The 20,960-nt window shown below is 58.0% G+C and carries 12 protein-coding genes; 3 read left to right on the plus strand and 9 right to left on the minus strand.

Annotated elements, in window-relative coordinates; genetic code table 11:
* Positions 1–2 precede the first annotated feature (2 nt).
* Positions 3–860 (minus strand): carbon-nitrogen hydrolase family protein, encoded by an 858-nt coding sequence (locus tag MKX76_RS22220; RefSeq protein WP_007133140.1) that lies wholly within the window; start codon positions 858–860, stop codon positions 3–5.
* A 397-nt stretch (positions 861–1,257) separates the two neighbouring features.
* Between MKX76_RS22220 and MKX76_RS22225 the strand changes: the two genes are divergently transcribed.
* The 3 genes from MKX76_RS22225 (at position 1,258) to MKX76_RS22235 (ending at position 6,149) form a co-directional block, all read left to right on the plus strand.
* Positions 1,258–3,531: a CdiA C-terminal domain-containing protein gene (locus tag MKX76_RS22225; protein WP_341034625.1), complete on the plus strand. Its 2,274-nt coding sequence runs from the start codon at positions 1,258–1,260 to the stop codon at positions 3,529–3,531.
* A gap of 16 nt (positions 3,532–3,547) precedes the next feature.
* Positions 3,548–3,997 carry a SitI3 family protein gene (locus MKX76_RS22230; protein WP_144871791.1) on the plus strand — a complete coding sequence of 150 codons (450 nt, stop codon included), beginning with the start codon at positions 3,548–3,550 and terminating at the stop codon, positions 3,995–3,997.
* Between the two features lie 79 nt (positions 3,998–4,076).
* Positions 4,077–6,149: a serine hydrolase gene (locus MKX76_RS22235; protein ID WP_144871793.1), complete on the plus strand. Its 2,073-nt coding sequence runs from the start codon at positions 4,077–4,079 to the stop codon at positions 6,147–6,149.
* 302 nt (positions 6,150–6,451) lie between these two features.
* On the opposite strand, the gene MKX76_RS22240 is transcribed toward MKX76_RS22235, so the two are convergent.
* The 8 genes from MKX76_RS22240 to MKX76_RS22275 form a co-directional block, all read right to left on the minus strand.
* Positions 6,452–8,932, minus strand: coding sequence for a glycosyl hydrolase family 95 catalytic domain-containing protein (locus MKX76_RS22240; protein ID WP_341034626.1), 2,481 nt, complete (start codon positions 8,930–8,932; stop codon positions 6,452–6,454).
* Complete coding sequence (locus MKX76_RS22245; RefSeq protein WP_341034627.1) at positions 8,929–10,074, minus strand: glycoside hydrolase family 88/105 protein; 1,146 nt, start codon at positions 10,072–10,074, stop codon at positions 8,929–8,931. Before MKX76_RS22245 ends, MKX76_RS22240 begins: the two co-directional genes overlap by 4 nt.
* Before the next feature lie 25 nt (positions 10,075–10,099).
* Positions 10,100–11,245 carry an oligogalacturonate lyase family protein gene (locus MKX76_RS22250; RefSeq protein WP_341034628.1) on the minus strand — a complete coding sequence of 382 codons (1,146 nt, stop codon included), beginning with the start codon at positions 11,243–11,245 and terminating at the stop codon, positions 10,100–10,102.
* A gap of 67 nt (positions 11,246–11,312) precedes the next feature.
* A complete protein-coding gene (locus tag MKX76_RS22255) occupies positions 11,313–13,379 on the minus strand; it encodes a glycoside hydrolase family 65 (RefSeq protein WP_341034629.1) in 2,067 nt (688 codons plus the stop codon).
* Between the two features lie 30 nt (positions 13,380–13,409).
* Positions 13,410–15,683, minus strand: coding sequence for an AraC family transcriptional regulator (locus tag MKX76_RS22260; RefSeq protein ID WP_341034630.1), 2,274 nt, complete (start codon positions 15,681–15,683; stop codon positions 13,410–13,412).
* 69 nt (positions 15,684–15,752) lie between these two features.
* Complete coding sequence (locus tag MKX76_RS22265; RefSeq protein ID WP_341034631.1) at positions 15,753–18,074, minus strand: glycoside hydrolase family 88/105 protein; 2,322 nt, start codon at positions 18,072–18,074, stop codon at positions 15,753–15,755.
* On the minus strand, positions 18,071–19,369 hold the full coding sequence (locus tag MKX76_RS22270) for a Gfo/Idh/MocA family protein (RefSeq protein WP_341034632.1): 1,299 nt from the start codon (positions 19,367–19,369) through the stop codon (positions 18,071–18,073). Before MKX76_RS22270 ends, MKX76_RS22265 begins: the two co-directional genes overlap by 4 nt.
* Positions 19,370–19,374: 5 nt before the next feature.
* Positions 19,375–20,916, minus strand: coding sequence for an extracellular solute-binding protein (locus tag MKX76_RS22275; RefSeq protein WP_341034633.1), 1,542 nt, complete (start codon positions 20,914–20,916; stop codon positions 19,375–19,377).
* Positions 20,917–20,960 lie beyond the last annotated feature (44 nt).

Here is a 20,960-nt window from a genome sequence, read left to right on the forward strand (position 1 = left end):
GTTTACTCCCAATCCGGATAAAGATCCGTACGGCGGTCGCGCCACGTCGTAACGGAACCTTTCTCCCGGACCTGATATAACAGGTCTAAATCCAGATCGGCCGTAATAATCATATCGTGGTTCAACTCGCCTTCCGCCAGCAGTCCCTTCGGAGGAAACGGAATGTCATTCGGCGTAATAATGGCCGCCTGGCCGAAATTGGCCCGCATCAAATCGACCGTCGGCAGCGAGCCGACCGTTCCGGTCAATACGACATAGACCTGATTCTCGATCGCACGGGCGTGGCTCGTATAACGGACGCGATGGAAGCCGTGCCGGTCATCCGTGCAGGACGGACAGAAAATGACGTCGGCGCCCTTGGCCTTCGCCATCCGCACAATTTCAGGGAATTCGATATCATAGCAGGTCAGCATGGCAATCGTGCCATACTCGGTCTCGAACACCTCGAGCCCCTCGCCTGCCCCCATATTCCATCCGGTAACCTCCGACGGGGTGATATGGATCTTGGCCTGCTCGGCCACGCGGCCGTCCGGGTAAAACAGATGCGCCACGTTATACAGCTTCCCTGCCCGGCGAATCACATGCGTGCCGCCGATAATATGCATGTCATATTGCTTCGCAAGCCGGATGAACAGCTCCAGATAGCGGTCCGTGAAATCCGGCAAATCATTGATCGATAATGCCTTGCCTTGGTCGTCTCCAATGGACATCAGCTGGGTTGTGAAGAACTCGGGAAACAGCACGAAATTAGCTTCAAACTCCTCGGCTGTCCGTATGTAATGCTCCGATTGCTGAGCGAAATCATCAAACGATTGGATCGTGTGCAGATGGTACTGCACGGCGGAAACGCGAAACTTCATGCTACTCCTCCTTAGGCCTGTGCTGGTTTCATTATATAAGATTATAGAGAACTTCGCTTGCGGAATCCATGATGATCTGATTGGGCGGAATGCCCGTATCATGGGCAAACCGGCGGAGACCAGAATGCGAAACAGGCTCTTGCGAAAGTAGAGCAGTAAAATTGGTGAAGGGCTCGGGAGCAGCCTTTGCCCGGCTTGTTAAATGGGCGGAATTAAGGATATGGGTATTTCCGCACTCCTGCTTCTCATACGTTGGCATCATTTTTGCACGGCCGCTCGGGAAGTTTCCTTATATTGGTTCACACGAATCCGGGAATGTGTAAAAATATTGAAAAAAGAATCATCCGAACCCGCGCCGATTCTCGCGCAAAAGCTTGGTCATTCACGGGAGGGGAGCATGGTAACGATGTCCATCACGATGGTCCGAACCCGCATTCGGGATGCGGTGGAGAGTGTATACGGAGCGGCGCGCGCCTGGCTCGCGAAGCACCCTTTGGTCGTAAAGGTTTACTACGCATTTTCCTGGCTTTCCTTGATCTTTCTCCTAATCAGCCTCATCTTTATTAGGGATTCCCGTCTCATGATGGTCCAGTACCTCTGGTCATTCTACGTGCTGCTGCAGTTCTGGCTGCTCTGCCGGAGCAAAACGCTGCCGTGGAAGCATGTCAGTCTGTTGGTGCTGTCCGGGGTAATTCTGGTCGTGCCGCTTACGAATCTTACGATTCAGCTGCTGCACCTGATCTTTGGCGGCCGCACCTCGGATGCCTGGTCCATGGCGGTGGCCACCCCGATCGTGGAAGAAGCCCTGAAGTTGCTGCCGCTCGCGGCGTTCCTGTTCTTCTCCCGCAGGGCGTCTGCGCTAAGCCTTAGCGATTACGTGCTCCTGGGCGCAGCCCCGGGCGTCGGCTTCCAACTTATCGAGGAGCTTTCCAGGCGCTGGGTCAATGACGGCTATCTTGCCCGGCAGTACGACTACAGCGTAACGTTGTTGGGCGGCAAAACGATCCATTGGGACCTGTTTACCCTATTTCCGGGATACTTCGAGGAAAGCATTGCTCCGTTAATGATGAGTGAAGGCCATCCCTTACATACCGCAGTGATTTCCCTTGGCGTCGGATTCGCCGTTCGTTTCCGCCATAAGCTGACTCCGTGGGTCTACCTGTTTCCGGTTATCCTGCTGCTCTGGGCCATATTGAATCATGTGGCATGGAACGGGCAAAATCGGCTCCCGGACTGGATCATGACCGTCCATGAATGGACCGGGGAAGGCTACCGGGTCAAAGACGTGTTCCTGATTATGCTGGCGGGCGGTTTGGTCATGGACTACATCGACTTGAACAAGGTTAGACAGCGCCTGCCTAGGTACGGTCAGGAATCCATGCTTAATCCGTTCTCCGAGTTGTTTCACACCATGACCGCGCTGTTCAGCAGCAGAAAAAGGTTCGGAAACCTCCTTGCCTTTTACAGAGCACGACGTGAGCTGGGCTTCTCCCTTCGATATGGGAATGAAGAGGCCAAGAGCCGGGAACTTACCGTTCAGGAGCATTTGCAAAAATACGGGGTGCTGCTCGGAGCCCTTACCGTCCTTCTGCTTGCCGGCGGCGTCTTCTCCGGATTTCAGATGATGCAGGCCCCGGATTCCGCCTGCTTCGCCTGCCTGTTCGATTCGCTTCAGAACTGGTGGGACCGCCTCAGCGGCTGGGAGCAGGCAGCCATCGTTCTCGGGGCATTCGCCTTAGGGTTTATGTTCGTCGGATTCTGGCCGGCTCTCGGGCTTGCCTTGACCGGACTCGATATTGCATCAAGCGGGCACAGCATTGCCAGCTACATCCGCGATCCGAAGAAGCTGCTTTCCCCTCAGCATATGCTGGCAGGGCTCACGGCCTTTCTGCTCGACCGGATTCCGGTAGGAAGAGGGCTGAGATGGCTGTCTGTCCGGTTGGGACCGAGGGCTAAGGGCCTGCTCGACGCCATTCAATCGAAGCTCGGCCTCAAACCAAAACCGGACGGCGACACGCCGGGCAGGCCTGACCGCCATGAAGAAACTCCGAACGGAAAGCCGGAGCCCGAGAACCGGCAGCCGGACGATAAGCCGGAAGACACTAAACCCGGCGAAAACAAGCCTAACGATAAACCGGAAGATAACAGACCTGACGAGAATAAGCCCGATGAAAATAAACCCGACGAAAATAAATCCGGGGAAAATCATCCGCCGGAGAACAAGCCGGAGGAGTCCGGCTTGACCGAGCCTACTACGTCCGGCGGCGAGCCGCGAGGCAACTATGAAACGCCTGATCCCAATGATCCTCGGCCGATCATGCGGCAAAATGAAACCGCCGACCTGCTGGCCTCGCAAGGATACGATGTTGAAATGCTGCCCGGCACGAAGGGCGGCAACGGACACGGCATTCTGCCCGAGTCCAACCCCGATTTCCTGATCAACGGCAAAGCCTTTGACTGTTATTCGCCTGATACGGGCAACGTCCGGAATATCTGGTCCACGGTTGTTGGCAAAACCGAGCGGCAGGCCGGCGGCATCGTTCTGAATCTGGACGACTACACGGGCTCGATGGATAAGCTGATGAAGCAGTTCGATGATTGGCCGATCGAGGGCCTTGACGAGCTGTTCGTTGTTAAAGACGGGACCATCACGAGATGGTTTCCAAAATAGATAGGAGTGGATCTCGGTGTTTTACAATTTATATTTGGGAACAGGCTCATCGTTCGAGGAACTGAGCGCAACGCTTGTAACGCTGCATGCCGGTGAAGGGGACGTCATTCGAAATACGGCGGAGGAGCTTGTCATTTCATTCGACTGGGCAACCATGACGGCCAAAGAAGGCGGACAGGGACTGATATTCAAAAGCGAGGATTACGGCATGCCGCTCCGGTTCAGCCTGTGGTTCGACATCCTGCCGAATCAGCCGGACTGGGCGGAGAAGCTCATGGCGTTCACAGGGCGCCTGCTCAGCCGGATTGGAGGTGATTGCATTCTGGAGTCCAACGGGGACACCCCGATTCTGACAAGAACGGGGAGCCGCATCGTGGTCGACGATAAGAAGCTGAAGGGAACCGCCAAGTTTCCGTTTCACGCGCTGAAGCTCTCTTTTGTCGAGGGCGATTTGGAGAAGGTTTGAAATTTTTTTCGAAAAACATTGAACCATTCGGGCTGGTAAAACGTACTAAGTGATACATCAACCATAAGGAGGTTTATCATTGAAGAAACGACTTTCACGAATGTTGGCAGGTTTGCTCACGCTTACCCTGTTGGTCCCATCAGGCGTCATGGCTGCAAGCGGTGACCCGGCGGCCTCGGCCAAAGGACTTAAGGAGATCGCTGCGGAGAAAGCGGCGCTTCTTACCGAGCAGTACGGTACGATCAGCGTCCAATATGCCCTAATCGACAACGGAGAGATTAAAGCATCGGGCCAATCGGGCATGAACGATATAGAAGGAAAGATTCCGCTCACGAAGGATACGATGTACGGCATCGGGTCCACGAGCAAAGTGTTTACGACCGCAGCGGTGATGAAGCTGGTGGAGGCCGGAAAGATTAATCTAGATACGCCTTTGGTCCAGTACATACCCGAATTCAAAATGAAAGACGAGCGCTACAAGAAGATCACCCCACGCATGCTGCTTAACCATTCCTCGGGCCTGCAAGGCTCCAGCCTTGGGAACGCCTTTTTGTTCGAAGATAACGACACCTACGCACACGACACGCTGCTTGAGCAGCTGTCCACCCAGACGTTAAAAGCAGATCCGGGCGCATTCTCCGTATATTGCAACGACGGCTTTACCTTGGCTGAAATTTTGGTGGAGCGCGTCAGCGGCAAAGATTTTACCGCATTCATTCATGAGCATTTTACGCAGCCGCTGGGGATGAACCATACCAAGACATCACAGGACGATCTGGATCTCGACCAAATGGCAGGCCTGTATTATCCGACGTATCCGGAGCAGCTGCCGAATGAAACGGTCAACGTGATCGGAACCGGGGGCATCTACTCCACCGCGGAAGACCTCGTCAAGTTCGGCACCATCTTCACCGGCGAAGCCGAGGGCATTCTTTCGGAGTCCTCCTTACGCGCGATGGAGCAGGAAGAGTATAAGCACGGCCTGTGGCCGGAGGATGCAGACAACTCGTTCGATTTCGGCCTCGGCTGGGACAGCGTGCGGCTGTATCCGTTTAACGACTACGGCATGAAGGCTCTGGTAAAGGGCGGGGATACGATCCTGTACCATGCTTCCCTCATCGTGCTTCCGGAGCAGGATATGGCTGCGGCTGTATTGTCATCCGGCGGCTCCAGCTCGACGAATCAGCTGCTGGCAACCCAGCTGCTGCTGCATGCTTTGAAGGAGAAGGGTACGATTAAAGAGTTCAAGCCCGACAAATCCTTCGGCAAGCCGGTGCAAGCCGAGCTGCCAAGCGACCTGCTGAAGTATGACGGCTATTACGGTGCTTCCAAGCAGCAAATCCGGGTGAAGCTGGATCCAAAAGGCGTCCTCAGCCTCTCGGTCCCGCAAGTGCCCAATTATCCTGAAGAAAAGTATATCTATACGAAGGATGGTGCCTTCGTCGATGAGGCCGGCACGATTAAAGCCAGCTTCGTCACGGAAGACAACGGCCGAACCTATCTCTGGGTAAGACAATATGCCACCGTTCCGGAGCTCGGACAGGTAGCGATTTCCCAATATCTTGCCGAAAAGCTGGATGAGAACAAGCTGACCCCTGACGTCGAGGCGGCCTGGAGCAAGCGGGAGGGCAAAACCTATTACCCGCTGAACGAAAAATACACGTCCATCGCCTACTTCATGACGAAGCCGACCATGCAAATTGCCCGCAATCCTGAGCTTAAAGGTTATGTGCTCGACATGGCAATCACCGATCGGGACCGGGCAACGACCAAGCACAACGTTCCGGGCACGGGCAGCCGGGATACGCTGGACATCGAGTTCACCAAAGAAAAGGGTGTCGAGTATTTCAACGCTTCCGGAACGCTGTATATGAGCGAGGACGGCATCAAATCCCTGTATAAGGGCAAGCGATCCACGGTGACCATTCAATCCGACGGATACGCCAAATGGTATACCGTTCCTAAAGGAGCGGCCGGCAAGACCCTTACCGTCACATTGCCTGCCGAAGGCGCATTTGCCGTCTATGACGAACTGGGAACGGTCCTGAACTACTCCCTTGTCAGCCGCTCAAACGAAGTTAAGCTGCCGGAGAACGGCACGATCGTGTTTGCCGGTGCACCGGGCTCGGTATTCGGCGTTCAGTTGAAGTAAGCTTCCGATTGACAGCGTCTTGAATTTCCTGAACTATCCGATTTTTTATCTCATGCATGAACGATAAGAGAGAGGTCTGTCGACGTACGCTCAAAGAAGACTGACCGCGTTTAGCGGAAGTTTTCCCTGCGATATCAGGCATTCGATCCTTCAAAGTTTATACTTGCTGGTATCTCAAAAAAGGCACCTTCGAACATTGGCCCAAGGCCGGGGTTCGAAAGGTGCCTTTCTTCGTGAACTGGGCGGCGAGACCGCTTGGCTCTGCCGAAGCGGCGCCTCTTAGGGAACCCGGGGTTCCCGCTTTACCGATCGGGACGGCACCGGAACGTGAGCCGTGCTCCAGGCCTCAGCCGTACGGCGAAGCAGCGGCGGCCCTGCTCCGACGGCTGAACATCCCCTTCTCCGGAGAATGAGCATGCCCCGGCCCATTCCGGCAAGGAAACGACGGTATCGGTCTGTCGCTCGGCGTAAAGCTCGGCCTGCAGCCATCCGGTATCGGCATCCCACTCGGCGGCAATCTGCCCCGTATGGAATCTCCAACCGGCATACCGGCCCCTGCGCCAGCGCTGAGGCAGGGCTGGAAGCAGTCGAACCATACGCGATGATACCTGCAGCAGCATTTCCTGCACCGCATGAACCCATCCCATATTCGCATCGAGCTGAACAGGGGCAGCAGGCATATCCATGCAAATCCCCATGCCTCTCCAATCGTTATGGAGCGTAAACAGATTTGGCAGCAGACAGGAGCGCGCCAGCATATCCAGACATTCCAGCGCATGATCCCCATCGCCAAGCCGGGCGTAGATGGAAGCCATATGGGCCAGCGACCAGCCGCTTTGCGCCTCGATGCGGCGCAGCCGCACCGCGTTCTCGCAGGCGCTGAACAGCTCCGGTGACGATTCCCGGGTAATTTCATGACCGGGAAACAGCGGGTAGATATGCGAAAGATGCCGATGATCATAGCGATCCTCGAAGGCGGGATCCAGCCATTCCGCCAAGGCGCCGTCACGGTTCGTCCGATAGGGCGGAATTTTTGCCAGCATCCGTTCGTATTCGGCTTGTTCCATTTCCGGAACGCCGACCGCTCTGCCCGCTTCGATGAGATGGGTAAGCAATTCCTTCAGAATGGCTATCTCCATCGTGGCATTCACCGTCGTCGGCATGGGGTGAGCCAGCTGTCTGCCGTCTTCGGGCATAAAATTGCGCGGCGTATTCTCCGGTGAAACCGAAGGATACAGCTTGAGGAAGCCGTCCTCCCCTTCCGTCGCAAAATCGGCATAGAATTGCCAGGCCTCCTGCATAAACGGCAGCGCCTCCTCCTGAAGAAACCGGGTATCCCCCGTGTACAGAAAGTGCTCGTAGAAATGCCGGGACAGCCACCCAGCAGCCCCGGTCCAGTTCAAGATAACGGGCACGATCTGACTGGGCAAGCCGATCCCGGGCGTGGTGCCTGCCGGAATGTAAATCCCTCTGCAGCCGTACAGCTTGCGGGCATTCTCGCGGAAATCCTCCATCAGGCCGCCGTAATAACGGAATAAAGGCTTGACCAGTTCAGACAATCCGCCGACATTGGCATGCCAGTGCATCATCTGGATGTTTTCGTTTGCCATATGATGGCACCAGACCAGACGGTAGTCACCGCCCCATAGGCCGTATAACCCGAACGGACCCGATTCCGCCCCCGTCCCGCTGATGAACAGATACCGGCCATACGCCCACATTTTGCGGGCAAGCGCAGCCGGGGCCTGGCCTTCATAAGCCTCCAGCAGCAGCTCTTCGCCTGAGCGACCGTCATCGGAGGCTCCACTCAGCTCCAGGGCAGCGGAATGGAACAACGGCCCATGCAGCTCGGCATGCCGATGGAGAAGCCGTTCATATTCGCATGCATCCAGAAGAGCGGCAAGCTCCTGCTCGAGCCGCTTCCACTGGTCTTCACGCCGCCCTCCGACAAATACCTTTACAAGAACCAGCGCCTTTCGCATCGCTTCAAACCTGATCGTCGTCCCTTCCTTGCCGGTATGGACGCGCCCGTCCTCGCAGATGATCCGCAGCACGGCCCCGAAGTCTTCCCCGTCGTCGTTGCGGGCGGCATATCGGATATAGCAGCCTTCGGCTTGAATGGTTACCGAATCGGCCAGCTCCTTAAATTCGGGGGAATCCCCCCAGCGGTCGCTCGGATAGAGTATCAGTCCAATCTCGCCGGATACGGTGCGGAGCTTTCCTCCTCCATCCCCGGGATCGCCTTCTCGCTCGGCTCGTGCACCGGAAAGGGAGCAATCTTCCCATACAGGCTCACCGGGGCGGATGTCGTAAACGACGACCGAATCCGCGCGGGAAACGAACAGCCGCCGGACATATCGGGCCGCACCATCGGACCACCGGACGGATACTTCCCCTGTCTCCATGTCGAGCGTACGCCGGTATTCCCGGAATGCCCGGCTTCCGGGCATCCGCAGCTGGATCGCCGCCAGCGGAAACCGGGAGGCAAGCTTGGTGCCGTATCCCCGCTCCCGCAATGCATTCGCCAGCTTCCAGCTGGCTTCGTCATAATGTCCTTCATCCATAAGCCTTCGCGTTTCCGGCAGTGCAGAACTGACATCCGGCAGCGGGTCCTTCCGTCCCCAATGCCATAATCCTTCATGGTTCAGCAGCACCGTCTCCTCCTGACCCCCGCCGAAGACGGAGGCCCCGATGGTGCCGTTCCCGGATGGCAGCGCCTCGCGCCACATATTGCGCCACCAGGATGCCGGATATCGCAAAGTCAGCAGATTCCCGGCACTCATTGAGGATGACCGCCTTCCCCTTCCGCCTGCAGTCTCTCCATTTCCATACTGGCAAGCAGGAGCGGAGCGACGCCCATTAACGAGTCGCTTACAACCTGCTCGCTGATATAGTAAGCATACGAGCCGTCACGGTATTTGCGCCCGCCAAGTCCTGCGCCGTGGCAAATGCCGTGAAGATGGACGCCCTCCCCGTCCACGGTAACGAAACGCTTCTTAATGCCTTCATAGGCGCGTTCCACGACCTCCCGGTCGATTTCGGCCAAATACTTGAGGCGAATGCCCTTCGCCAAAGCGTAGGTCAGCATGCAGGAACCGGAAGCTTCCAGATAGTTGCCCTGCCGGCCGTTGCAGTCCATGACCTGATACCACAACCCGCTTGCCTGATCCTGAACCCGTACAATGGCATTGGCCATCCGCTCGAAAATGCCCATCAGCTGCCCGCGCTGCGGATGCCGGACCGGGAAGAACTCCAGGGCATCCACAAGCGCCATGGCATACCACCCCATGGCGCGTCCCCAGACGTGCCGCGAGCGCCCGGTCTCCTTATCGCACCAGCGCTGCTCTCGGCTCTCGTCATAGGCATGATGCAGCAGCCCCGTCTCCGGATTGCGCGTCCGCCGCTCGATAAGCAGCAGCTGCCGTGCTGCCTCGTCAAACCATTCCGGCTCCCCGAACGCAGCCGCATACTCCGCCATGAACGGGGAGGACATATAAAGACCGTCCAGCCACATCTGATACGGATAAATCTTTTTGTGCCAAAAACCGCCCTCATCCGTCCGCGGCTGCCCGATCAGCTGGGACGCAAGCAGCTCGGCGGCTTGGCGGTACCTGGCTTCCCCCGTGGTCCGCCACAGGCGGAGCAGATTTTTGCCTTTGTTGATATGATCCAGATTGTATTCCTCAAGCGTGTACCCTGCGATCGAGCCGTCATCCCGGATAAAGACATCCATGTGGCGCTTAACCGCCTCATGATACCGCTGCTCACCTGTCCAATCGCCCAGCCTTCCAAGCGCGGTTAGAGCCATTCCAGCCACGTATCCCCACTTGTTGGCGATGCCCGGGTGATACCCGTCCACGCAGGCGGACAGAATCGTGTCGCCGATGCGGACCGGCATCCGTTCCACAACCGTTGCTTCTGCCAAGGTAATTCACTCCTCTCTGTTCATTTTAGACCGAGAACGGGGGCAGCGTATCGAACTGATCGGGCATGTCAACCAAATACAGGTTGGCGTAGCCGTTTTTGTCGCTTGTGAACAGCAGCCGTTTGCCCTCCGGATCAAAGCGCGGGTGCGCATGCACCTTCTGGGAGTGAAAGCTGCACCGCAGCTCGCACAGCATGCTCGGCCCCTGATATATCCCGCCGGCATCCTTGCGCCACACCGAGAGCGTGCGGACCGCCCCCTTGCCGTCGACGACGGCCTGCCCGAGGCCATCGGCATACGCATGCCACGTATCAAAGCCGAATTCCGTCTCCTCCATCGCCGTATTGTCATACCGGATGCTGCCGAAAAAATTCGTGCCGTCTACGCGAAAGCCGTGATACCCGATCGTTACGCCGTCGGGATAAAAGAACTCATGGCCTACTTTCTCTCCCGGCTCGAGGCGCTCCCGGATTTTCCAAACCTCTCCGCTTCGCAGATCCAGCCCCCATATGCGATGGTCCACCTCATGCCAGGGGCCTTCGTGGCAGAACGTCATCAGCCACGGCTCCACCGGCGAAGCGTTGATATGGGTGATGAAGTTATGCTCTTCATACAGCGTCTCCGGCTGCGTCCTCCCTTTCGCATCCAGCCGGATGATCCGGCTGTGGGGCTGAGCCTGCATCAACTCGCGGTGGCCGACGTAGCCATTGCCCAGATCTAGCTGCATCCGGTCCGACAGATCTTCCTGGATGCACGTAACCACCGACCGGCCGTCAGCCGGGCAGCTTAAATTGCCGATCGTGTAGCCCTGAGGCGCCTCATATAGCTCCACTTCCTCCAGCGTTGCAAGATCGAGCCGGCGTACGCTTCGGCCCATTCGGACGAATGCCGCGGTCCCGTCCGGCAGCAGACAAGCATCGAGCTCATCATTGTCCGGATAATCGGTCAACTGCAGCATCTCGCCGCTCTCCACCTCCATGCTGTACAGGTTGGCGCTGTTTCCGCGGTCCGATACGAACAGCAGCCGCCGTCCCCCGTCATACCATCCGTTTTCCGTAAAATACAAATGGTGGCTGTGTGCCTTGTAGTCGGTCAGCTGTGCGACCTCAACTCCAGTCAACCGGTCCCGGTATTGCCTCCGTTCCGGTTTCCATACCGTTCCTTTTGCCATAATGCCTCCCTCCAGTCCAGCGTTTTCCCCATCCTTCGAACCAGGGTTCATCCAATGCTACACAATGCTACAACCACGGCTTCAATCCTTCCCACTGTACATTCCAGCCGCTGGACGGAAATCCGGGTGCGCCCGGGTCCTCCTGCCCCTCCCAGCCGCAGGCCATCATGGCAACCGCCGCAAGCAGCCCGCCATTGCCAGGCAGGTATGCGGACAAGCCGGGACGCTGATAATTGTGCCCATTCGGCAAATACGTGTTCTTCACTTCGTCCATCAAGAGAAAATCGACGGCCAGATCGCGCTCCCCAAGCCTGGCCGCCGTCATGGCACATACCGGAAAGTCCCATCCCCATGCCGTCTCCCACTGCCACACGTCCTTCACCTTCTTCAGCGTACGGCGCATCGTTTCCCGGTCGATCAGTCTGCCCGGAAGCACGCCCAGCGCACACAGCATGGACGGATGATCATGATTCTTCGCCGTAAACGTGTCTGGGGCCAGCGCATGAGCCAAATAGACGCCATCCTTCTGCGGCGGCGATGCCATCCTGCCTGCTACCTCCGCCCAGCGCGGATTCGGCCGGATCCCCATGCGGCTGGCCCACTTCACGGCAATATGAAGGCCATATCTCCAATATTCCAGCTCATACGGCGGGTTGACGCTGCCGTCCATAGGGTGGCATTCCTGCGCAGGAATGAGCGGCGGACCGAGATCGAAAGCGCCGGTCTCCTCATTCCAATGGACATAGGACACCATAAAGTCAGCCGATTCGAACACGATGTCGCGGAGTCTTCGCAGTGTCGCCGTTGTCGGCTCCGCCTTATAGCACAGCTCCGCCATCGCGATCGGATGCGGCTGCTGCCAGATCAGGCCGGGAGCGACGGGCGACGGACAGGGATAGCCGTCAAAGCCCACCATCTTCGGCCAGCGGGCTCCCTCATAGCCTTGCATCCTGGCCAGCTCGCGGGCGATCGGCAGGATGCGGTCGTACCAGTCCATGCTGCGCCGCAGAATCGAAGCCCGGCCCCATAACGCAAAATGTGCCGCATGCCACCAGTGCATCTCCAGATGCGCTTTGCCGAACCAGCTGTTGTACATAAGGCCGGTTTCCTGCGGCGGCATGGAGCCGCCGCTGTGAACGGCGCACAGCCATTGCGACAAGACCACCCGCCGCTCCAGCTCAAAGGCGCGCGGATCGGAGCTGCCCTCAAAGCTGATTGCCCCCCCGCTCTGCCAGAAGGCTTCCCAGTGACGGGCGCTGGCTGCCGTTATGTCTTCCACCTCGGCGGCAGCGGGCGTACCCGGAGCAAATCCGACGGAGAACGCCAGCTCATCGACATGCGTTTCGCCCGTTCCTTCCGGATGCAGCGTAAACTCATGCTGCCCCGTCTGCTCGAGCCGCCCCCCGCTCCACTGCCACCGGACGGCATAACGGTCCTCATCCATCGTTCGTTCGATCCAGGCCGCCCCATCCTCCTGCCGGAGCAGAACCGTTTCATGGCGATGGTCATTTGCCCAGTCGAGCTTCACGGACTTGGACCAGGAGGTGTGCGTCATATCCGGTGCGGGAAAGCGGATAAATACCTGCAGCTGCCCTTTGCCAACAAGCGGCGAGACGACTTTCACGCCCAGCATATCCGCGTCAGGATGGCAAACCGTCGTCACGTCGACAGGCACCCCGCGAACGGTAAAGTAGCTAGACAGGACCCCGGTCCAGAGGTCGAGCTTTTGCCGAAACCCGCCCGCATGACCGTAATCAAGCTCCTCTCCCGACTCATCCAAAAATCGGAAGGCCAGGCGGCCGAGATGAAGGCGATGGGGATTTTGCCTCAGCCATTGATATGCCCCCTCCCGATCCCCGGGCTTCATCGGGTAACCGACCTGGCGGCCATGCGTGTCAAACGGTTGTAGCGCGGCATCCTTCCAATCGAATCGGCGGCGTCCCCCCGTAAAGTGCCAGCCCCAGTTCGATTGGGTCCCGAGCGGCACCTCGTATTGCTCGGGAAACGTCTGCAGCCCGGTAAGGTCGGCGGTAAACGCGAATTCCCCATTGCCGACCGACAGCGGCGATAATGGATTCAGCCTGTCGAACTCCGGATGATGTCGCTGTACAATCTGCTTTCTCTCCATCTCCATGCTCTCCTTCCATGCTGTGGACATGCCCTGTTATTCGTATAAGGCGTCCATTCGGGTTCTCATCATATCCCGGTACTTTCCCGGGGTGATATCCTTGAATTTGCGGAAGCTCCGGATGAAGCTGTTCTCGTGCTGATAACCGACCATCAGGGCGATATCGGATATTTTCCGGTCGGTCTTGACCAGCAGCTCCCCGGCGCGTTCCATCCGCAGCCGGGTTAAGTAGTTGTAAATCGTTTCATTGGTCTCCTGCTTGAACAGCTGGCTGGCCAAGCTGCTGCTGATGCCGATGGAGTCGGCGATTTCCGGAATGCCGATCGGCTCTCCGAGATGCTGCTCCATGTATTCCATCATCCGCTGGCACAGGATAAAATCCTTGCTTCCGATCAAGCGTCGGTAGCGTTCAGACAATGCGTTGATCAAGCCCGTCAGCTCCGCTTCGATGTCCTCGATATACATCGTGGCGAGCCGGCCGGCCGATTCTGCCTCGGCTCCTTCCCCGCCCGGGCAGAGTCCCTGCAAGCGTTCCAATAAAGACTGCAGCGCGGCAAGCGCTTCCGTCGGATACCAATATCGACTGCGGATATTGCCGGCAATACGCTCCAGCAGGGCCACCGCTTTTTCCCCTTCCCCGCTCTCCACGGCGGCCAGCAATTCCCGTATTCCGCCTTCCGGCGCTTGCGTGTCGGTTACCTCATGGGCGGATACGTCCTGGAACGGCACGAGCTGGCCATAGCCTCTGTATAAGCGGTAGGTTAACGCATTCTCCGCCTCCAGCATGGCCTGCTTCAATTTGCAGACATCGCTTTGCGGCATGCTCATGCCCGCAGATACGCTGAACTTCAGCAGCCGGGACACCGTTTCTATCGCCTCAGCCAGTGGCGGACGTCCTTCGGCCATCTGAGGCTGAAGGAGAATCGCCATTCGGTCTGCCCCGAAATCGGCGCAGGCGACCCGCCATTTCGGCTCATGCAGCTCGGCTATGATATTGGCCAAGGCGAACTTGAGCAAGGAATGATCGCTTGCCGGGAACCGGCGCGACCACGAGTCGAAACGGTCAATCGACAGCACGGCTACCGTCACCGGAGCATCGGTCCATTCGGCAAAATAACGGGACCACTTCTCCCTGATTTCACGCCGTCCGCTCATATGCCCCGAGTGGATATCGTGTAAAAACTTGGACGCCGCATCCGGGATCGTCTCCCGAACCAATTGGGACAGATGGGCATGGTTGCTCAGCAGCTCGCCCGCAAGCTTCTCCAGATCGATGCGGTCCGGGCTGGACGTCTTCCCTTCGTAGGCGCTAAACAACTGCTTCAGCCGCCGCACCGGCCGGAATGCAGCCGAGTTCACGTACAGGATCGTCAGCGCTCCCAGTGCCAGGGCAGCTACAGAGACGGACAGCACGGTGTCGCGCACCTTCTTGGACTGGGCCAGCAAACTGTCCTGCGACACGATGGAGACATATTTCCAGCCGGTGAGCGGTGATTCGATCTGGTTCACCAGCAGCTTCTGCCCTTCATGAACAAAGTCGCCGAAGCGGTCCTCCTTCAGCTCGTTCAGCGCCTGGGTCACGGCATCCGGCTTAAACTCCGAGTTGGAGACCGAGTACAGCACATGACCCTGCTGATCCACGATATACCGCATGCTGTCCACTTGCGAAAGCGCCGGCGGGTTAAGCTTGGCAAACAGCTCCGTTTCCCGCAAATTCACCGCTACGATGCCTCGAAATTTGCCCTGAATCATGATCTTTCGGAACAGCGTCAGCTCAGAGCCCTTGTTCCCCGCCCCCTCGGGAACATGCCGCTTGCGGATCGTCATCATATCGTCACCGAATTCATCCGCGATGCTGGTCCACTCGGAGTCCACGAAGGTCAGCCTGCTGGAGCTGTAGCCTTGAGGCAGCGAAACGAAGCTGCCCCGCTCGATGTCATAAACGTATATGCTGTTGATGTACTCCGAATTGTTGATCCAGGTGGACAGGAGCCGGTACAAGGTGGAAATATTGGAGACCGAATTCTGGTTCTCGCTCGTCAGGAAATGGTAAACATGCTCGTTCACGGCGACCTGGACCGCGATTTTGTCGCTCTCCCGGATCGAGTCGTCGATGAATTTCATGCTGATCTGCAGCATTTGATGCTGAGGCTCGCTCAGCTCCTCCTGCAGCACCGATTTGGAGGTGTAATAGGAGGTCAGGCTGACGGCCAAAATGATCAAGAATACGGATACGGTCAAAATGAGCACCAGTCGGGCCTGCGTCTGGGCCAGCGAATATTTGAGCCACTTACCGATCGTTTGGAACATATCCATCCCCGCTTTACTACCAGTTTGGTTCCATTATAGCTTACGCTCCGCTCCTGCCGTCATTAGGGATTAAGCGTTTTCATTTCCTCTTGTTTCCGCTCCCCTTTTTAAACTTATAGTGGACCTTCGTCCCCCCGGACTACCACCGGTCCCGCCGGGCACCGTTGATGCCTTCAGCTGTCCGCCGTCCTCCAATTCCTGTGCTGTATGACGCATCAGCTGAAGGAGCTCGACGCCGGCCAGAAGCACGATGCCGATGCCGTGCGTGTCGTTCACATTCCACGACAGGTCGTGTTTGTAATACGAGTGGGAGTTGGACCAGCTGCTCCCCTTGCATACGCCGAATACATTGCCTTGGCCGTCAATCGCCCGGGCGGTCAGGCCCTCCCACCCCGAGACGGCCGCCTGTGCGTAAAGCTGTGTCGACCGAAGCCAGCCTCGCCGTACGCCCCGGGCCATGCCGTAGATGAACATCGCGGTGCACGACGCTTCCTCATAGGATTGGGGATCGGTCAGCACTTGGTGCCACAGCCCGTTTACGCCTTGCACTCGTCGGTACCCTTCCGCAAGCTCACGGTAGAACTGCAGAAGACGACCGTAGTCGCGATGGCCGGTCGGAAGCACGGCGAGCAGCTCGGCCAGCGAGAAGAATACCCATCCGTTTCCCCTCCCCCATACCGTACGGGAAGGCTGGCCCTGCCGTACGTCATAGACATGCGACATCAGCTGCAAATCCGGCATATACAAGTAAGACTTATACAGCAGCAGCTGCTTTGCCGCTTCGTCCAAATAGCGGGAGTCGCCGGTCAGCTCCGCATACCGGCATAGAAACGGCACGCTCATATACATATCGTCGCACCACATCGTCAGGTCCATGCTGCGGGAAACGCCGACCTCCCGGTAGAGGGCGCCGTCCGGCAGCCGGGATTGAACGGTCATGATATACCGGGCGATATCGTCAGCGGCCCGGCGAGCCCCTTTCAGCGGCCGAAGGCGGTCGGCGAGGATGGCGAGCGCGCCGAAGGAGCCGCAATCATCCAGACTGTCGATATCGGACAGCTGATTGTTCAGCCCGGCTGCGCCGAACCGTTCCCGGTCCCATAACGAGTACTCGTAATGGGAGGTAGCGAACTCGACATGCCGCAGAACGTAATGCTCAAGATCAGGGCGATGCAGCGTTTTGCTCGTTTCAAGCAGGCCGTAAAGCGTGACGCCCAGCGGATAATTCCATCGGCCAAACAGCTCGTTCTCCAGAAACGGCCGGATGCATGCGCCCGGCTCGCCTCCCGTCCAGAACAGCTTCTCGCCGCCCGGCTGAGCGAGGGTATCCATGCCAAAATACTCGGATATCTCAAGCTCCTCATCCGCACGGAATGGGCCGAGATACAGCCATTCTCCCTTGAGGCCGTGCACCTTGCGGGGCGCGCACAGCATCCCGGCTGGGGAAACCTCATCGATGCGAAATCCCCATCCGTCCGGATCGCATTCGCACCGGGCCGTCAGCTCTCCGCGTCCTGCGGGGGCATCGAGCATGAAGCAGAAGCTTCCGGCCTCGGGATAGAAGCCGGCTTCCCGGCCGTTCCATTCAAACCGCACCGGTCCGTAGGCGGTTCCGGACACCAGGACCTTCGCCGGGGCCAAGCTGCGGTTAACGACAGCCGCCCAGGCATATGCGGCATATCCCTTCTTGTCGCCATACATGACGGACATGGGGCCTTTCGGGCTGCCAGCGTCGGCTCTCTCATCATGCTCCGCTCGAGCAGGAAGCCAGTCCGTTCTCGTTAACGACTCACTCTCCACGACACCGGGGATGACCGGAAGCGGACGAGAAAGCGGCCGTGTCACGATCCAACCCTCCTCCCCCTCCCTCTCCGTTGACGGGGCCAGAAAGCAATACGGTTTGTTTTTGCGGTTGCTCGTGCCGAATACACCTCCGGCTCCCCCGGGTCCAGGGCGGAATTCCAGGACGAAGTGGTTCCACCCTTCGGTGAGCTGGATCCCGATTCTGATCGGCGTGTCCGGATCCGCCGCCTCGCCCTGCGCGGAGCCGAACCGCTTTCTGCCGTTATGATACAGCCGTACCGGTCCGTCGCTCTGGATCAGGAAGGGAAAGGTGTGCCCTTCCCTGACCCACAGCTTCCCCCAGGCATAAACCACCTGATCTTCCGTCATCTCCGGAAACATGTCCCCGATCGGAAATACGTAAGCGTGATCCCCCCGCTTGCGAATCGGCCCGCTGCGGCTAACCCGGTACACCGGAGGGTGAGGAGGATGATCCCCTACATAACGCTGGGCGATGACCGTAAGAGCATGCTCAATCGAGCTTCCCTCCGTCTGGTAGGCCAAGCCCTCCGCCGGATCGAAATATTCGCTGCTATCCTGTTTGCTCATGCTTTTGTCAGCTCTCCTTTCCAACCTGCAAGCACGTCCTGGATCGCCACCGGCTTCCCTTCCTTGGCCGAGCGCCACACCGCTTCCCCTGTTGCAACCGAATACGCGCCGTCCACTGCCCCCGATAAGACGGAATAGGGCCTGGATCGATCCTCACCCAGGAACAGATCGTTCAAAAGCAGCGGATCGCCTCCTCCATGCCCGCCTTCCCGATGCACTACATGGATCGTTTCTTTGGAGCCGAACAACGGGAAATAATCGATGGTCTGGACCGGCGTAGGGAACGGGGTCCTGGACGGAGCATGGTATTCGGTCGTCTCCAGGCGGCCCTTCGTGCCGTTTATCGCCAGGCGGTAGCCTTCGTACGGCAGCGAGAAGTTGACGGAATAACTGAGCAGCGCGCCCCCGTTGTATCGGATAGCGGCCGCATACGTATCCTCGATGTCAATCTCGGAGTCGAAGATGCACTGGTCCGGGCGGTAACCCGTGTAAGGAAATTGCCGCCCTTCCGCCGCAAGGAGACCGAGGTGATCATCCTTCACATGGCGCGCATTCCAGCGCGTGTAGTAGGCACAGCGGCTTGCTGCCGTGCAGGTGCCGCAATGGCGGCCGTCCACCCGCTCCGGGTTAAGCTCGCCTTCGTAGCCGTAATAATGAAGGGCCCCGTAAGCGAACGCTTCGACCGGCCGCTGATTGATCCACCAGCCGACGAGGTCGAAATGATGGGTGCTCTTGTGGATGGAGAGGCCGCCGGAAAGCTCGCGCCGGCGGTTCCATCTTTTGAAATAGCTAGCTCCATGATACGTATCCAGGTACCAGTTCAAATCCACGGAAGTAATGCGGCCAAGCCGGCCCTCCCATACCATTTCCTTGATCTTGTCGTGAACGGGAGCATAACGATAATTGAACGTGACGGTTACGTTGCCTTTGCTTGCCCTTTCCGCTTCCAGCACCCGCCGGGCGTCCGCCCCGGTCGTGACCATCGGTTTCTCCGTGATGACATCCCGATCGTGCTCCAGCGCGGCGACGATATAACGCGCATGCGTATCATCCCGTCCCGCTACGATCACGACGTCCGGCTTCGTCTCCTCGATCATGCGGTCGAACTCCTCTTCTCCGTAAACAGCGGTGGCGGAATGCTCCGGAAAACGTGTGCGGAACAGCTCAAAACGCTCCGGGTCTGTGTCGAGCAGCGCCACCAGCTCGCACCGCGGGGCATACGTCGTCAAGATCGGCTTGGCAAACATCCCAAGCGCTCGTCCGCTTACCCCGCATATCGCATATTTCTTCTTCATTAGCATCACATCCTCGAATACCATTCCTCAACCCGCTTGGTGACTTCTTCCCCTCCGGACGTATACCAACGATCCACGAATTCATCGAACTTCTCCAGCGGCCACTCGCCGATGACAATCTTGGTCAAGTATTCCTGGAACAGCTTATGGGATTGAATATCCGGATAGCCCTCGTACACGGTGCTCGGCAGCCCGTCGCCGGCTATCCGCTTCGCGTCGGCTGTGCTTATCTTGAAAATATCCTTCACCATCTGCTGCATGTCTTCCGGGATCGTCTCCTGAATCCGGATGTTCATGTCCTCCTCGGTCGTCAGGTTGCGCATGCCGAGGGCGAGCGGCCGGCTGTCCTCTGGCGGGAGCAGCACTTTCTTGCCGTCTACGACTTCATGTTGCAGTCCCTCGATCCCGAACCGGATAAACTCGTCGTTGGAACGGTCATAGAAGAAATCCAGCAGCTTCAGGGCTGCAGGCGCGTTGGCTTCGGCTTTAGTCGGAATGATCCATTCGGGCTCGCCCATGCTTTTTTGCGTGACATAACCTTCATAGCCATCCGCTTTCGGAAGCGGCATGCCGACGACATACGCATCCGGGGCTTTCTGCTGAATCGCCGTAAAGCGGTCGCGCAGGTTCGCCGGAAGATGGTACCAGCTGCCGACGAGGTTGTTGTTGATTTTGGCGGTCCATACATCGCCCTTGTTCAGGAACGTCTCGTTATCGAGCAGCTTCTCGGCGTACAGCTCACGGATGAACCCGATCGCTGCCTTCATGTTGTCCGTGATGCCGGCATATTGGATCTTCCCGTCATACACGTCCCATTCCGGACTGCCCTCCCACATGGCTACGCCATACATCGCGAACAAATGGTCCATCCATTTGCCGAATTCCCGGCCAGACGTCGGCAGCTCATCCCTTACGCCGTTGCCGTTCGGATCCTGCTCCAGGAACGCGGCCAGCACCTGCTTGTATTCCTCCGTGGTGGTTGGCATCGGCATGCCGACCTTGTCGAGCCAATCCTGGCGGATCATCGGCGCACGCTCAGGCACGAGGAACACCTTCGGCACATAGTAGATTTTTCCGTCCGGCGAAGCCGATCGCACGACATCCCACGCTTCCTGCGGAATGTTCTTCCACACGTTCGGCGCATACTGCGGCAGCAAATCGTCCAGCGCAAGCGCGCCCCCTTGCCGGATCAACGTCTGCTCGATGCCGCCGATCGGCCGCAAAATATCCGGAAGATCATCGGAGGCGATCATCAGATTTAAAAATTCCGTCGGCTCCGAGCCCGGCGGGGTCGTAACCAGCTCATATTGGACCCCGGTGCGCTCGGCCACGTACTGGACATGCGGATTGTCCGGGCCCGGAATCGTGCCGACCCCCATGTGGCTTTTGAACACCTTGACCTTCGTAACGTCGCTTCCCCCTTCGCTGCCCTGGCCTGCTTTGGTTTCGGAGCCTCCCGGGCTGCCGCAGCCCGCCAGCAGTCCTGCCGCCAGCAAGACCGCGAGCGCAGGCTTCCCGAACCATTTGCGGAAATACCATTTCGCCATGTGTAAATCCTCCCCTTTTGAATGGTTGTTATATCAAACCGGTC

Origin of the sequence: Paenibacillus sp. FSL R5-0810, assembly GCF_038002285.1 — a bacterium.
In the GTDB taxonomy this organism is placed as follows: domain Bacteria; phylum Bacillota; class Bacilli; order Paenibacillales; family Paenibacillaceae; genus Paenibacillus_AQ; species Paenibacillus_AQ lactis.